Consider the following 15,408-nt stretch of genomic DNA (forward strand, 5'->3'; position numbering starts at 1 on the left):
CCTGTAGGAGCGGCCTTGTGTCGCGATGGGCCGCAACGCGGCCCCAACATTCTCAAGTCAAACCCAGCTCACCCCAGATCCGCCGCACCTCACGGCGTTCATCGGCAAACTGCGCCGCATCGATCACCCCGGCCTGTTTCTGCAGGGCCTGGCGGTGCGAGGCCGAGCGGAACGCCTTGTACACTTCACGCAACAGCACCGCGTCACTGGCCGGCAGCAAACCTGCCTGCTCCAGCTCTTCCAGAATGCGGATGTTATCGGTCCATCGGAGTATGGCCGGGTGCTCGTGGCCCCAGGCCAAAGCGGCGTATTGCACCATAAATTCGATATCGACGATACCGCCGGCATCCTGCTTGATATCGAACGGCATGCCAGCCTCGAAGGCATTGGCTGCAGTCCCGGCGGCGGTGGCCTTGGTGCCCAGGTTGTCACGCATCTTGGCGCGCATTTCGCTCACTTCGCTGCGCAGCTTCCCAAGGTCACGGGCCTGGCCCAGCACCTTGGCGCGAACACCCTCGAACGCAGCCCCCACCTGCTTGCAACCGACCAGCACACGGGCCCGCACCAGGGCCTGGTGCTCCCAGGTCCAGGCTTCATTCTGCTGGTAGCGCTCGAAGGCCCCCAGCGAACTGACCAGCAGGCCCGAAGCCCCTGACGGGCGCAGGCGCATGTCCACGTCATACAGCTGCCCCGAGTTGGTCTGGGTGGTCAGCAGGTGAATGATGCGTTGGCCAAGGCGGGTAAAGAACTGCGCACTGTCGATCGGCTTGGCCCCGTCGGTTTCCGCCTGCGGGTCGCCATCGTGGATGAACACCAGGTCCAGGTCCGAGCCGTGGCCCAGTTCCAGCCCACCCATCTTGCCGTAGCCGATGATGATGAACCCCGGGTCGCACAGGCTGCCGTCACTGCGCTTGGGCTGACCGTGGCGGGCCACGGTCTGGCGCCAGGCCAGCGCCAGCACCTGGTCGAGGATGGCCTCGGCCAGCCAGGTCAGGTAGTCGCTGACTTTCATCAAGGGCAGGTTGCCGCTGATTTCCGAGGCCGCCACGCGCAGGCTGTGGGCCAGCTTGAAATGGCGCAGCGCCTCCATCTGCTGCTCAAGGTCGTCTTCGGGGATACGCGTCAGGCGCTCGCGCAGCTCGCTGGCCAACTCTGGCGCCAGTGGGGGGCTGAACAGGCGGCCCTCATTGAGCAACTCATCGAGCAGCAGCGGGTAGCGGGCCATCTGCTCGGCGATCCAGGGGCTGGCGGCGCACAGGGTCAACAGCTGGCGCAGTGCACCCGGGTTTTCCGTCAGCAGCACCAGGTAGGCCGAACGCCGCGCCACCGCCTCTACCAGTGGCAATACCCGCTCGAGTACCAGGTCGGGGTTGTCGTGCTCCACCGCTTGCGCCAGCAAGCGTGGAATAAAGGCATCCAGGCGCTCGCGCCCGATGCGTTGCATGGAGCGCAGCTGCGGGCTTGAGCGCAACGCGGCCAGGCGCCGCAAAGCGTCCACAGGCGCCTTGAAACCGGCCTCCTCCAGTTGGCGACCAGCCGCTTCCTCGTCCTGGGCCTGCTCCCACAGCGGCGACCACTCACCGCCCACCACCAGCTCGCCTTCACCGTCTTCATCGTCCGGGTCGGCAATGACCTGGCGGAAATGCCAGTCGATGCGGCCACGCCAGTAGGTCAGCTGGTCGTGGAAGCTCTGCCAGTCGGCAAAGCCAAGCATGAAGGCAACCCGCGCCTGATCGATCTCGCCCTCGGGCAGCATCTGTGTCTGGCGGTCGGCGATGGCCTGGATGGCGTGCTCGGTATAACGCAGGAACTCATAGCCTTCGCGCAGCTCAGCCACCACTGCCGGCGGCAGGTAGCCCTGGCCTTCGAGGGTGGCCAGCACCTTGAGCAACGGCCGCTGCTGCAGGCTGAGGTCACGCCCACCGTGGATCAGCTGGAACGCCTGGGCGATGAACTCGACCTCACGAATGCCGCCCGCACCGAGCTTGATGTTGTCGGCCATGCCCTTGCGCCGGACTTCCTGCTGGATCAACTGCTTCATGGTGCGCAGCGCTTCGATGGCGGAAAAGTCCAGGTAGCGGCGGTACACGAACGGGCGCAGCATTTCCTGCAACTGCGCGCCAGCAGCCTGATCGCCGGCCACCACCCGGGCCTTGATCATGGCGTAGCGTTCCCAGTCGCGCCCCTGGTCCTGGTAATACTGCTCCAGGGCATTGAAGCTGAGCACCAGGGCCCCGGCAGAGCCGTAAGGGCGCAACCGCATGTCGACGCGGAACACGAAGCCGTCGACGGTCACCGGGTCCAATGCCTTGATCAGGCGCTGGCCCAGGCGGGTAAAGAACTCCTGGTTGTCCAGCGAGCGCTTGACCCCTTCGGTTTCACCGCCCTCGGGGAAACCGAAGATCAGGTCGATGTCCGAGGACAGGTTGAGTTCGACCGCGCCCAGCTTGCCCATGCCCAGCACAACCATGTGCTGCGGCTGGCCACTGCGGTTGCCGATGGGCGTCCCGAATTGCTGGCAGTGGCGCGGGTAAAGCCATTGGTAGGCTTCGTCGATGCAGGCATCGGCCAGGTCCGACAGGTCGCGGCAGGTTTCGCCAAGTTCCGCCTGGCGGGTAATGTCACGCCAGATGATGCGCACTTGCTGCCGGTTGCGCGCGCGGCGCAGGTTGCGCGCCAGTTCCTCTTCGCTTTGCGCCGCCTGCGCCGCCGCGGCAATTTGCCCGCGCAGCTCCCCCGGGGCATAGCGCCGTTCCAGCTCACCGCTGGCCAGCAGGGCAAACAGCATGGCCGGGTCGCGCTGGGCCACGCCCAGCACGAAGTCGCTGGCCGCGGCCACCTGGTCGAACTGGTGCCGCTGGGCTGCATTGCAATCGTTCAGGTCCAGTTCGGGGTGAGCCGCCACGGCATCGCGCAGGAACTGCTGGTTGCGAGAAACCAGCGGCTGCAAGCTGGCAGGCAGATCGGAGGGCAAAGGTAGGCGCATGGTCTATCCTTGATCGGCGTGAAATAGAGGGAAAAAAGCGGCCAAGGGGAAGCCGGACCACGGTTGGACTGTCGTACAAAAGTTGGAAATAGCTGAAAAAAATGCAAAATTGGCAACAAACATCAAGAAACACCCGTTCGCGACACAATGCCAACCAACATGAACGTTTTTCCTCACAAGCCAATGTGCGACCAAACGTCGCACAATTGTAGTTTTACTACTACTCGTGTCGTGTAAAAGCATGAAATGCGCAAGCAAATGTAGTAAAACTACAACGCGCCGGACGACACCCCGGTAATCCAAGAATTCACGACGTCTGCCCATAAGGCCAGTCGCAATCTCAGGCAATCGATTCTGGTTGCCTTTCCGCCCTGGAGCAAGCCATGCAAGACCTCGATCCAATCGAAACCCAGGAATGGCTGGATGCCCTGGAGTCGGTCCTCGACAAAGAAGGCGAAGACCGCGCTCATTACCTGATGACCCGTATGGGCGAGCTGGCCACCCGTAGTGGTTCCCAGCTGCCGTATGCGATCACCACGCCATACCGCAACACCATCCCTGTCACCCACGAAGCACGCATGCCTGGCGACCTGTTCATGGAACGCCGCATTCGCTCGATGGTGCGTTGGAACGCCCTGGCCATGGTCATGCGTACCAACCTGAAAGACTCGGACCTGGGCGGACACATCTCCAGCTTCGCCTCCAGCGCCACCCTGTACGACATCGGCTTCAACTACTTCTTCCAGGCCCCGACCGAAGAACATGGCGGCGACCTGATCTTCTTCCAGGGCCACGCCTCCCCAGGCATCTATGCCCGCGCCTTCATGGAAGGCCGCATCAGCGAAGAACAGATGAACAACTTCCGCCAGGAAGTGGACGGCAACGGCCTGTCTTCGTACCCGCACCCCTGGCTGATGCCTGACTTCTGGCAGTTCCCGACCGTTTCGATGGGTCTGGGCCCGATCCAGGCCATCTACCAGGCCCGCTTCATGAAGTACCTGGAAGCGCGCGGCTTCATCCCTGCCGGCAAGCAGAAAGTCTGGTGCTTCATGGGCGACGGCGAGTGCGACGAGCCGGAATCGCTGGGTGCAATCGCCCTGGCCGGCCGCGAGAAGCTGGACAACCTGATCTTCGTCATCAACTGCAACCTGCAGCGCCTCGACGGCCCGGTTCGCGGCAACGGCAAGATCATCCAGGAACTCGAAGGCGTGTTCCGTGGCGGTGGCTGGAACGTCAACAAGGTCGTCTGGGGCCGCTTCTGGGACCCACTGCTGGCCAAGGACACCAACGGTGCCCTGCAGCGCCGCATGGACGAAGTCATCGACGGCGAGTACCAGAACTACAAAGCCAAAGACGGCGCGTACGTTCGTGAGAACTTCTTCAACACCCCGGAACTCAAGGCCATGGTCGAAGACCTGTCCGACGACGAGATCTGGAAGCTCAACCGTGGCGGCCACGACCCGTACAAGGTCTACGCGGCTTACCACCAAGCGGTGAACCACAAAGAGCAGCCGACCGTCATCCTGGCCAAGACCATCAAGGGTTACGGTACCGGTGCCGGCGAAGCCAAGAACACCGCGCACAACACCAAGAAGGTCGACGTCGACAGCCTGCGTCACTTCCGTGACCGCTTCGACATCCCGGTCAAGGATGCCGACCTCGAGAACCTGCCGTTCTACAAGCCCGAAGAAGGTTCTGCCGAAGCCAAGTACCTGGCCGAGCGCCGTGCTGCCCTGGGCGGTTTCGTGCCTCAGCGCCGCGCCAAGAGCTTCAGCGTGCCAACCCCGCCACTGGAAACGCTGAAAGCGATCCTGGACGGCTCGGGCGACCGCGAAATCTCCACCACCATGGCCTTCGTGCGTATTCTGGCGCAGCTGGTCAAGGACAAGGACATCGGCCAGCGCATCGTGCCGATCATCCCGGACGAAGCCCGTACCTTCGGTATGGAAGGCATGTTCCGCCAGCTGGGTATCTACTCGTCGGTCGGCCAGCTCTACGAGCCAGTCGACAAAGACCAGGTGATGTTCTACCGCGAGGACAAGAAGGGCCAGATCCTGGAAGAAGGCATCAACGAAGCCGGCGCCATGTCGTCGTTCATCGCTGCCGGTACCTCGTACAGCTGCCACAACCAGCCGATGCTGCCGTTCTACATCTTCTACTCGATGTTCGGCTTCCAGCGTATCGGCGACCTGGCCTGGGCCGCTGGCGACAGCCGCACCCGTGGCTTCCTGATCGGCGGTACTGCCGGCCGCACCACCCTCAACGGTGAAGGCCTGCAGCACGAAGACGGTCACAGCCACATGATGGCGGGCACCATCCCGAACTGCCGCACCTACGATCCAACCTACGGCTACGAGCTGGCGGTGATCATCCAGGACGGCATGAAGAAGATGACCGAAGAGCAACAGGACATCTTCTACTACATCACCGTGATGAACGAATCCTACCAGCAGCCAGCCATGCCGGCCGGTGTCGAGGAAGGCATCATCAAGGGTATGTACCTGCTCGAAGAAGACACCCGCGAAGCGGCACACCACGTACAGCTGATGGGCTCCGGCACCATCCTGCGCGAAGTGCGCGAGGCGGCGAAGATCCTGCGTGAAGAGTTCAACGTCGGTGCCGACGTGTGGAGCGTCACCAGCTTCAACGAACTGCGTCGCGACGGCCTGGCCGTAGAGCGCGCCAACCGCCTGAAGCCTGGCCAGAAGCCACAAGCGACCTACGTCGAGCAGTGCCTGGCCGGTCGCAAAGGCCCGGTCATTGCCTCTACCGACTACATGAAGCTGTTCGCCGAGCAGATTCGCCAGTGGGTACCGAGCAAAGAGTTCAAGGTCCTGGGTACCGACGGTTACGGTCGCAGCGACAGCCGCAAGAAGCTGCGTCACTTCTTCGAAGTTGACCGCCACTTCGTGGTGCTGGCTGCCCTGGAAGCCCTGGCTGACCGTGGCGAGATCGAACCCAAGGTTGTTGCAGACGCTATCGTCAAGTTCGGCATCGACCCGGACAAGCGCAACCCACTGGACTGCTGAGGAGTATTTTTAAGTGAGCGAACTCATTCGCGTACCTGACATCGGCAGCGGTGAAGGTGAAATCATCGAGCTGTTCGTCAAGGTCGGTGACCGTATCGAGGCTGACCAGAGCCTGCTGACCCTGGAGTCCGACAAGGCCTCCATGGAGATCCCGGCACCCAAGGCCGGTGTCATCAAGGAGCTGAAGGTCAAGCTGGGCGACCGCCTGAAGGAAGGCGACGAACTGCTGGTGCTGGAAGCCGAGGGCGCCGCTGCTGCGGCCCCTGAGGCGCCAGCCGCTGCACCGGCCGAGGCTGCAGCCCCGGCCCCGGCCGCTGAAGCCGCCCCTGCCCCAGCGGCAGCGGCTGCACCGGCTGCCGCCGCCGTGCAGGACATCCACGTGCCAGACATCGGTTCGTCGGGCAAAGCCAAGATCATCGAAGTACTGGTCAAGGTCGGCGACACCGTCGAAGCCGACCAGTCGCTGATTACCCTGGAGTCCGACAAGGCCTCCATGGAAATCCCGTCGCCGGCTGCCGGCGTGGTCGAAGAAGTCCTGTGCAAGCTGGAAGACGAAGTCGGCACTGGCGACCTGATCTTCAAGCTGAAGGTCGCTGGCGCTGCACCTGCTGCTGCCCCGGCACCTGCCGCCGCTGCCCCGGCCAAGGCTGAGGCTGCCCCGGCTGCCGCACCTGCTGCTGCCGCCCCGGCGGCAGCCCCTGCGCCGGCTACCACCGCGCCGGCTGCCGGTAGCAACGCCAAGGTCCACGCAGGCCCGGCGGTGCGCCAACTGGCCCGTGAATTCGGTGTCGACCTGGGCGCAGTCGCGGCCACCGGCCCGCACGGCCGCATCCTGAAGGAAGACGTGCAGGTCTACGTCAAAGCGATGATGCAAAAGGCATCGAGCGCCCCGGCAGCTGCCGGCGCGACCGGTGGCGCCGGCATCCCGCCGATCCCTGCCGTGGACTTCAGCAAGTTCGGTGAAGTGGAAGAAGTGGCCCTGACCCGCCTGATGCAGGTCGGTGCCGCCAACCTGCACCGCAGCTGGCTGAACGTGCCGCACGTGACCCAGTTCGACTCCGCCGACATCACCGAGCTGGAAGCCTTCCGCGTGGCGCAGAAGGCCGTGGCCGAAAAGGCTGGCGTGAAGCTGACCGTGCTGCCACTGCTGCTCAAGGCCTGCGCATTCCTGCTCAAGGAACTGCCAGACTTCAACAGCTCGCTGGCGCCAAGCGGCAAGGCCATCATCCGCAAGAAGTACGTGCACATCGGCTTCGCCGTGGATACCCCGGACGGCCTGCTGGTCCCTGTGATCAAGAACGTCGACCAGAAGAGCCTGCTGCAACTGGCTGCCGAAGCTGCGGCACTGGCTGAAAAAGCCCGTACCAAGAAGCTCTCGGCGGACGAGATGCAGGGTGCCTGCTTCACCATCTCCAGCCTCGGCCACATTGGCGGCACCGGTTTCACGCCGATCGTCAACGCGCCGGAAGTGGCGATCCTTGGCGTGTCCAAGGCGACCATGCAGCCGGTCTGGGATGGCAAGGCCTTCCAGCCCAAGCTGATGCTGCCACTGTCGCTGTCCTACGATCACCGTGTGATCAACGGCGCTGCCGCCGCGCGCTTCACCAAGCGCCTGGGCGACGTGCTGGGCGACATCCGCACCATGCTGCTGTAAGGCGGCCCACTGCCCCTGCATGCAGGGGCAGTTCCTTTTTCGAGCTGCCACGCTCGTACCTCAACCCCGTCGATTGGCGGGGCTTTTTTTGCCCGCCGGAAAACCAGGCCAAACTACAGATTCCGGCCAGGCCGCCGATAACCCCTACACAGCATCACACATGGCTGCTTGCCAGCCCTTGGCACATGATGCAACCTTGCCAGACCCGCAGCGGCCCTACGCAGCATTCCCTCTTCAAGCGAGTCTTCGATGAAAAGCCAACCCGATGCCGCCAGCCGTGTGGCGGCCGAGGTCGTCACGCCGTTACCCGTGCCCTCGCGGCTGGGCATGCTGCGTTTCGAAAGGCTCAACGAAGCCAGCTGGGCCATGCTTTACCTGGACCCAGCCTGCGAGCGGCAGTTCGGCCTGCATGCCGGCACCTTGTGCGCACAGTTCGAGGCGCCCTACGCCAGCCTGATGGAACCCGAGGCACGCTACCGCCTGCACGACGAGATCCAGCAGCAACTGGCCCAGCGCGGTTACTACCGGGTGCGCTATACCCTGCATACGCCCAATACCGCACTGCGCCTGCTGGAGGCGGGTGAAGCCTACAAGCAGCACAACCGCCTGCTGCTGCGTGGCTACCTGAGCGTGCTCGACGAGCAGCCGCACGACGCCGCCGAGCAGGATGCCAACGACCTGGAGTCGCGCAACAACCGCCTGCAGTTGGCCCTGCAACTGAACCAGCGCGCCCAGCAGGAGCAACTTGAGCACCTGGAACGCGTGCGCGGCCAGCAGGACCTGATCCTGCGTTTGGCCCGCCAACGTTACAGTGCCGAAAACTCGCTGCTGGAAGCCGCCCAGCTGATCACCCAGAGCGCTTGCGAAATCTACAACGTAGACAGCGCCAGCATCTGGCACCTGGAAGACCAGCGCCTGGAGCCGATCACCGCGTGGAAACGCGACACCCAGGAACACCGCCGCCCCGAAGCCATCGACGCCAGCCGTTTCCCGGACTACCTCGACGCGCTGCACGCCAGCCGCGCCATCGATGCCCATAACGCCGGCCATGACCCGCGCACCCGTGAGCTGGCACGAAGTCTGTGCCCGGAAAACAAGGCCATGCTCGACGCCAGCATTCGTGTCGACGGCCAGGTGGTGGGTGTGCTGTGCCTGGAGCAGACCGGCCAGCCCCGTGCCTGGCAGTCGGATGAAATCGCCTTCGCCGGCGAACTGGCCGACCAGTTCGCCCAGGTCATCACCAACCACAACCGCCGCGCTGCAGCCAACGCCCTGCACCTGTTCCAGCGTGCGGTCGAACAAAGCGCCAGCGCGTTCCTGCTGGTCAACCGCGATGGCCGGGTGGAGTACGTCAACCCAAGCTTTACCGCCATTACCCAGTACAGCACCGACGAAGTACAAGGCCGCCACCTCGGCGAGCTGCCGGCGCTGGAAAACCTCAATGAGTTGTTGTTCGACTCACCGTCAAGCCTGGCCATGGGCAACAGCTGGCAAGGCGAATTCAAGAGCCGGCGCAAGAACCTCGAGCCCTACTGGGGGCAGCTGTCGATTTCCAAGGTGTACGGCGACAACCGTGAGCTGACCCACTACATCGGCATCTATGAAGACATCACCCAGACCAAACTGGCGCAGCAGCGCATCGAACGCCTGGCGTACACCGACAACCTGACCAACCTGGGCAACCGCCCGGCGTTCATTCGCAGCCTGGATGAGCGCTTTGCCCGCGACGGCGAACATTCGATGTGCCTGCTGCTGGTAGACATCGACAACTTCAAGCGCATCAACGACAGCCTTGGCCATCAGACCGGCGACAAACTGCTCATCAGCCTGGCCCGGCGCCTGCGCAACAGCCTGCACAGCGGCGGTATCCTGGCACGCTTTGCCAGCAACGAGTTCGCCGTGCTGCTGGACAACACCATCCTGGAAGATGGCCAGGGCGTGGCCCTGCAGTTGCTGCGCACCCTCGACAAGCCGATGTTCGTCGACAACCAGTTGATCAACGTTACCGCCTCGGTCGGCCTGGCCTATGCACCCTTGCACGGCAGCGACCCGGCCAGCCTGATGAAGAACGCCGGCCTGGCGCTGCACAAGGCCAAGGCCAACGGCAAGCACCAGGTGCAGGTGTTCACCGAAGTGCTCAATGCCGAGGCCAGCTACAAGCTGTTCGTCGAGAACAACCTGCGGCGCGCGCTGACCCAGAACGAGCTGGAGGTGTTCTACCAGCCCAAGCTGTGCCTGCGCAGCGGTCGCCTGCTGGGCCTGGAGGCGCTGCTGCGCTGGAACCACCCCGAGCGCGGCATGATCCGCCCGGACCAGTTCATCAGCGTGGCCGAGGAAACCGGCCTGATCATCCCCATTGGCAAGTGGGTCGTGCGCCAGTCCTGCCGCATGAGCCAGGAATTGCGCGCCGCTGGCATGGGTAACCTGCATGTGGCCATCAACCTGTCGCCCAAGCAGTTTTCCGACCCGGACCTGGTGGCGTCGATCAGCAGCATCCTCAAGGAAGAAGCCCTGCCCCCGCACCTGCTGGAGCTGGAGCTGACCGAAGGCTTGCTGCTGGAAGCCAGCGAAGACACCCACCGCCAGCTGGAGGAACTCAAGGCCTTGGGGCTGACCCTGGCCATGGACGACTTTGGCACCGGCTACTCGTCGCTGAGCTACCTCAAGAAGTTTCCAATCGACATCCTCAAGATCGACCGTAGCTTCATCAACGAGATCCCCGACAACCAGGACGACATGGAAATCACCTCGGCAGTGATCGCCATGGCCCACAACCTGAAGCTGAAGGTGGTGGCCGAGGGCATCGAAACCCCGGAGCAGCTGGCATTCTTGCGCAGGCACCGGTGTGATGTGGGCCAGGGCTACCTGTTCGACCGGCCGATCCCGGGGCGCGAGCTGGCCGAGCGGTTGAAGCGCTATCCGCGTGGACCGGTGGCCTGACAGCGGCGTAAACCTCGGGCACTATAGAAGCCATTCGGGCCTCTTCGCGGGCACGCCCGCTCCCACAGGCTCCCCACAACATCCAGATCCTGTGGGAACGGGCATGCCCGCGAAAGCCCCAACCCCTATCCAACTGGTTAAACACAGAGGAACGGCTATGGTCCTGCGTTCGGAAATCCTGGTGAACAAAAACGTCATGCCTACCGCGGAACAGGCCCTGCCTGGCCGCGAAACGCCAATGAGCCTGCCCGAGTTCCACTACGTCTTCAAGGACACCCCATTGCTCGGCCCGTTCTTCGAAGGCAGCATCGACTTCGCCATCTTCGGCCTGGGCTGCTTCTGGGGTGCCGAGCGCCGTTTCTGGCAGCGCGAAGGGGTGGTCAGCACCGTAGTGGGCTACGCCGGCGGCTTTACCCCGAACCCAACCTACGAAGAGGTCTGCTCGGGCCTGACCGGCCACACCGAAGTGGTGCTGGTGGTGTTCGACAAGGACAAGGTCAGCTACCGCGAACTGCTGGCGATGTTCTGGGAGCTGCACAACCCGACCCAGGGCATGCGCCAGGGTAACGATGTCGGTACCCAATACCGCTCGGCCATCTACTGCACCAGCCCGGAACAGCTGGAACAGGCCAAGGCCAGCCGTGACGCCTTCCAGGCCGAGCTGAGCAAGGCCGGGTTCGGCGAAATCACCACCGAAATCGACCAGGCACCGACGGTGTACTTCGCCGAGGCCTACCACCAGCAGTACCTGGCCAAGAACCCGGACGGCTACTGCGGCATCGGCGGTACCGGCGTGTGCCTGCCACCCAGCCTGCAAGGTAACTGAAGCATGAGCACGATGACGCTGTTCCACTCGCCCTTGTCGCCGTTCGTGCGCAAGGTGATGGTTGTGCTGCACGAAACCGGCCAACTGCAGCGGGTGCAGTTGCAGCCGGTCAACATCAGCCCGGTGAGCGGCGACCCGCAGCTGAACCAGGGCAACCCGATCGGCAAGATCCCGGCGCTGCGCCTGGAAGACGGCACCGTGCTGCACGACAGCCGGGTGATCTGTGAGTACCTCGACCAGCAGCACGTCGGCCTGCCGCTGCTGCCACGCGAAGGCTCGGCGCGCTGGCGGCGCCTGACGCTGGTGTCGCAGGCCGATGCAGTCCTGGATGCAGCGGTATCGTGCCGTTATGAAAGCTTCCTGCGGCCTGAAGACAAGCGCTGGGACGGTTGGCTGCAGGCGCAGGGCGACAAGATTCGCCGTAGCCTGGCCAACCTGGAGCAGGAGCATTTGCTTGAGCTGATGTCCGGGTTCGACCTGGCGGCGATAGGCGTGGCCTGTGCGCTGGGGTATCTGGACCTGCGTCAGCCCGAGTTCGGCTGGCGCGAGCAGCAGCCCGGGCTGGCCGCGTGGTATGCCGAGGTGAGCAAGCGGCCGTCGATGGTCGCCACTTCTCCGCAGGCCTGAAGGGCCTCTTCGCGGGCACGCCCGCTCCCACAGGGACATCACAGTATTCGAGAGCTGTGCAGTACCTGTGGGAGCGGGCATGCCCGCGAAGGCCTCACCGGGGTGCCACAGGAAACAACTGCCCAATCCTGATCCAATCAGCGCCCGACCTGTTTGCCCTCCCTCAAGCTACCTATCAGCAGTCTGGCTTGCCAGCAGTAAATTTCTTCGCCGGGTTGACCGCCGCCTTGAACTCGCGCAGCGCCTTGGAGCCAATCAACAGCGGGTAGTTGAAGTTGCTGCGGTCCACCAGGTTCACTTCGACAGTGCGTTTCACGTCACCCAGGCACAACTGCAGGTCGACCACCGGGCGCTTGGAAACTTCCGGCGTATCCCCTTCGTCTTCCTCATCGGCCCGCCCTTTGATCTTGCTGATACGCGAGACCTTGTGCTCGTAAACTTTGCCATCGGCGTCCTTGGTCGCCAGGCGAAAGCGCACCCACTCATCGCCATCGCGGGTGAACAACTCGATATCCTTGGCCGACAGCGACGCGGTAAAGGCGCCGGTATCCATCTTGGCCTTCAACGTTTCGCCCAGCTCGGGCAGGGCGATGTTCTCGTAACGGCCGTAGAGGGTAGGGTCGGCGGCCATTACCGGCAGTGACAATAACGACAACAGGGCAAGCAAAGGTTTCACAGGCAGGCTTCCTTCAAAGAGGTCAGTGCTTAGACTGCACTGGCAGGATAGGTTCGTTGTCACAAGGTTATCCAACATGTTGTGAAACATTTGTTCCTGCCGCCGGGCATTGGACATTTGGCGTAGGCCACGGCGCTGCTTATCATTGCGCCCTGCCAACTTCATACAACAAGAGTTTCCTTATGCGTCGCCTGCTTACCGGCATTCTTACGACCACCCTGCTGCTGCTCAACACCTTGGTGCTGATCTGCCCGCTGCTGGTCTTCGCCCTGCTCAAACTGGTGTTGCCGGGCCGTGGCCGTGACTATGCCTCGTGGGCGGTGATGTGGGTGGCCGAAACCTGGTCGGAAATCGACAAGGCCATCTTTGCCCTGTGCATCCCCACCCAGTGGGATATCCGCGGCGTCGAGAACCTGCGCAAGGACACTTCCTACCTGGCGGTTAGCAACCACCAGTCCTGGGTGGACATTCCTGCCTTGATCGAAAGCCTCAACCGGCGCACGCCGTTCTTCAAGTTCTTCCTGAAAAAAGAACTGATCTGGGTACCGCTGCTGGGGCTGGCCTGGTGGGGGCTGGATTACCCGTTCATGAAGCGCTACAGCAAGGCCTTTCTGGCCAAGCACCCCGAGCTGAAGGGCAAGGACCTGGAGATTACCAAGGCCGCCTGCGAGCTGTTCAAGCGCCAGCCGGTGACCGTGGTCAACTACCTCGAAGGCACGCGCTTCACCGACGCCAAGCGCCAGGCGCAACAGTCGCCATACCGTTACCTGCTCAAGCCCAAGGCCGGTGGCGTGGCGTTCGTGCTGGCGGCGCTGGGTGATCAGCTCGATGCGCTGCTGGACGTGACCATCGTGTACCCAGGCAACAAGGCGCCGGGGTTCTGGGATTTGCTCAATGGCAGCATTAGCCGGGTGATTATCGACATTCAGGTGCGTGAGCTGGACCCTGGATTGTGGGCGGGGGATTACGAGAACGATCCTGAATTCCGCCAGACCGTGCAGGCCTGGGTGAACCAGTTGTGGTTGGACAAGGACCAGCGGATCGAGCAACTGCGGGGGGAGATGGGCTGAGGTCTTTACCGCCTGGTGGGGCCTCTTCGCGGGTGAACCCGCTCCTACGCAGGGTGGTGCTACCTTCGGGCTTGCGCTGCCACCCGCGGCCCGCTCAGGCAGCCCAACAATCCGATTAAAACCCAGGCTAATAATCAACATAAGGATTACTTTTTTGTCATCCCCCACCCAAGTGGATAAAAATCGACCAAAGCACAACTAAAAAAACGCTCTGGATCGATCGATGGCCAACCCACCCAGCTCCAACTCCGCTCAGCTTCGCCGTGTTCTCGGCCTTCCGGCCCTGGTGTTCTTCGGCCTGGTGTACATGGTCCCGCTGACCATCTTCACCACCTATGGCATCGTGACAGAGCTGACCGGCGGCCGCACCGCGAGCGCCTACATGGTCACCCTGGTGGCCATGCTGTTCACCGCCGCGTCCTACAGCTTCATGGTCAAGCGTTTCCCAGTGGCAGGCTCGGCGTACTCCTACACCAACATGGCTTTCGGCCCCAACATCGGCTTCCTCGCTGGCTGGTCGTTGCTGCTCGACTATCTATTCCTGCCGATGATCAACTACCTGTTGATCGGCTTGTTCCTCAATATCGCCTTCCCGGCCATCCCGGCGTGGTCCATCGCGCTGGCCTCGATCGCCCTGGTCACCGTGCTCAATGTGGTCGGCATCCATTCGGTGGCCAAAACCAGCAACCTGATCGTCGGCGCGCAGATCGTCTTCATCGTGGTATTCGTGGCGCTGTCATGCCAAACGCTGGCCGGCCAGCCGCTCGACCTGCTGTCGCCGCTGCTGGGTGACGGCTCACAACCTGGCTTTGGCGCGCTGATGGCCGGTGCGGCGGTGTTGTGCCTGTCGTTCCTCGGCTTCGATGCCGTTTCGACCCTGGCTGAAGAATGCCGCGATGCCCGCCGCGACGTGCCACGGGCGATCATCCTCACCACCCTGTTCGCTGGCGTACTGTTCACCGTACTGGCCTATGTCAGCCAGCTGGTCATGCCGGGCACCACATTCGCCAATGCCGATGCGGCGGCCAACGAGGTGATGTTCAAGGCGGGTGGGCAGTTCCTGGCCAACTTCTTCACCGCAGCTTTTGTTGCCGGCAGCCTGGGCTCGGCGCTGGCCTCGCAGGCGGCAGTGTCGCGCATCCTGTTCACCATGGGCCGTGACAACGTGCTGCCGCGGCGCAGCTTCGGTTACCTGTCGCCACGGTTCGGTACCCCGGTGTTCGCCATTTTGCTGGTGTCGGCGTTTTCGCTGCTGGCGTTGGTGATCGACCTGGCGACCCTGGCCTCGCTGATCAGCTTTGGTGCGCTGGTAGCGTTTTCGGCGGTGAACCTGGCGGTGGTGAAGACCCACTTGATGGATGACGGGGCGCATCGCAACCTCAAGGGGCTGCTGTGCTATGGCCTCGTGCCGCTGGTAGGTTTGGGGCTTACGCTGTGGTTGTGGACCAGCCTGTCGGCGCTGACGCTGGTGATTGGCCTGTGCTGGTTTGCCTTGGGCCTTGCCTACCTGGCGGTACTGACCGCCGGCTTCCGCCGCCCGGTGCGGCTGGTGGACTTCACAGAAACAGCCTGACTCCGCTTTCCTGGGCTTGACTCCGCT

The 15,408-nt window shown here is 63.1% G+C and carries 9 protein-coding genes; 7 read left to right on the forward strand and 2 right to left on the reverse strand.

Annotated elements, in window-relative coordinates:
• Window positions 1-52: 52 nt before the first annotated feature.
• The gene (glnE, locus tag GYA94_RS00685; RefSeq protein WP_110679355.1) at window positions 53-2,986 is read right to left on the reverse strand and encodes a bifunctional [glutamate--ammonia ligase]-adenylyl-L-tyrosine phosphorylase/[glutamate--ammonia-ligase] adenylyltransferase; all 2,934 of its coding nucleotides are present in this window, start codon (window positions 2,984-2,986) and stop codon (window positions 53-55) included.
• A gap of 383 nt (window positions 2,987-3,369) precedes the next feature.
• Between glnE and aceE the strand changes: the two genes are divergently transcribed.
• The 5 genes from aceE to GYA94_RS00710 all read left to right on the forward strand — a co-directional run bounded on the left by aceE (window position 3,370) and on the right by GYA94_RS00710 (window position 12,062).
• Window positions 3,370-6,015, forward strand: a complete 2,646-nt coding sequence (gene aceE, locus GYA94_RS00690) for a pyruvate dehydrogenase (acetyl-transferring), homodimeric type (RefSeq protein ID WP_029885038.1) — start codon at window positions 3,370-3,372, stop codon at window positions 6,013-6,015.
• A 13-nt stretch (window positions 6,016-6,028) separates the two neighbouring features.
• Window positions 6,029-7,669, forward strand: a complete 1,641-nt coding sequence (gene aceF / locus GYA94_RS00695) for a dihydrolipoyllysine-residue acetyltransferase (protein WP_054881578.1) — start codon at window positions 6,029-6,031, stop codon at window positions 7,667-7,669.
• 249 nt (window positions 7,670-7,918) lie between these two features.
• Window positions 7,919-10,609, forward strand: coding sequence for a putative bifunctional diguanylate cyclase/phosphodiesterase (locus GYA94_RS00700; RefSeq protein WP_161891632.1), 2,691 nt, complete (start codon window positions 7,919-7,921; stop codon window positions 10,607-10,609).
• A gap of 157 nt (window positions 10,610-10,766) precedes the next feature.
• A complete protein-coding gene (gene msrA, locus GYA94_RS00705) occupies window positions 10,767-11,435 on the forward strand; it encodes a peptide-methionine (S)-S-oxide reductase MsrA (protein WP_054904284.1) in 669 nt (222 codons plus the stop codon).
• 3 nt (window positions 11,436-11,438) lie between these two features.
• Window positions 11,439-12,062: a glutathione S-transferase gene (locus GYA94_RS00710; protein WP_161891633.1), complete on the forward strand. Its 624-nt coding sequence runs from the start codon at window positions 11,439-11,441 to the stop codon at window positions 12,060-12,062.
• A 175-nt stretch (window positions 12,063-12,237) separates the two neighbouring features.
• Here the strand turns inward: GYA94_RS00710 and rloA2 are convergent, their stop codons facing one another.
• The gene (rloA2, locus tag GYA94_RS00715) at window positions 12,238-12,738 is read right to left on the reverse strand and encodes a retropepsin-like aspartic peptidase RloA2 (protein WP_009682544.1); all 501 of its coding nucleotides are present in this window, start codon (window positions 12,736-12,738) and stop codon (window positions 12,238-12,240) included.
• Window positions 12,739-12,920: 182 nt separating this feature from the next.
• Between rloA2 and yihG the strand changes: the two genes are divergently transcribed.
• Window positions 12,921-13,808, forward strand: coding sequence for a 1-acylglycerol-3-phosphate O-acyltransferase, YihG family (gene yihG, locus GYA94_RS00720; protein ID WP_161891634.1), 888 nt, complete (start codon window positions 12,921-12,923; stop codon window positions 13,806-13,808).
• A gap of 223 nt (window positions 13,809-14,031) precedes the next feature.
• On the forward strand, window positions 14,032-15,381 hold the full coding sequence (locus GYA94_RS00725; RefSeq protein ID WP_110679350.1) for an APC family permease: 1,350 nt from the start codon (window positions 14,032-14,034) through the stop codon (window positions 15,379-15,381).
• Window positions 15,382-15,408 lie beyond the last annotated feature (27 nt).

The organism is Pseudomonas juntendi (assembly GCF_009932375.1).
Taxonomy (GTDB): Bacteria; Pseudomonadota; Gammaproteobacteria; order Pseudomonadales; family Pseudomonadaceae; genus Aquipseudomonas; species Aquipseudomonas juntendi.

Coding starts and splice junctions, on each gene's coding strand:
- glnE (WP_110679355.1), bottom strand. CDS start 2,986: ATGCGCCTACCTTTGCCCTCCGATCTGCCTGCCAGCTTGCAGCCGCTG.
- aceE (WP_029885038.1), top strand. CDS start 3,370: ATGCAAGACCTCGATCCAATCGAAACCCAGGAATGGCTGGATGCCCTG.
- GYA94_RS00700 (WP_161891632.1), top strand. CDS start 7,919: ATGAAAAGCCAACCCGATGCCGCCAGCCGTGTGGCGGCCGAGGTCGTC.
- msrA (WP_054904284.1), top strand. CDS start 10,767: ATGGTCCTGCGTTCGGAAATCCTGGTGAACAAAAACGTCATGCCTACC.
- GYA94_RS00710 (WP_161891633.1), top strand. CDS start 11,439: ATGAGCACGATGACGCTGTTCCACTCGCCCTTGTCGCCGTTCGTGCGC.
- yihG (WP_161891634.1), top strand. CDS start 12,921: ATGCGTCGCCTGCTTACCGGCATTCTTACGACCACCCTGCTGCTGCTC.
- GYA94_RS00725 (WP_110679350.1), top strand. CDS start 14,032: ATGGCCAACCCACCCAGCTCCAACTCCGCTCAGCTTCGCCGTGTTCTC.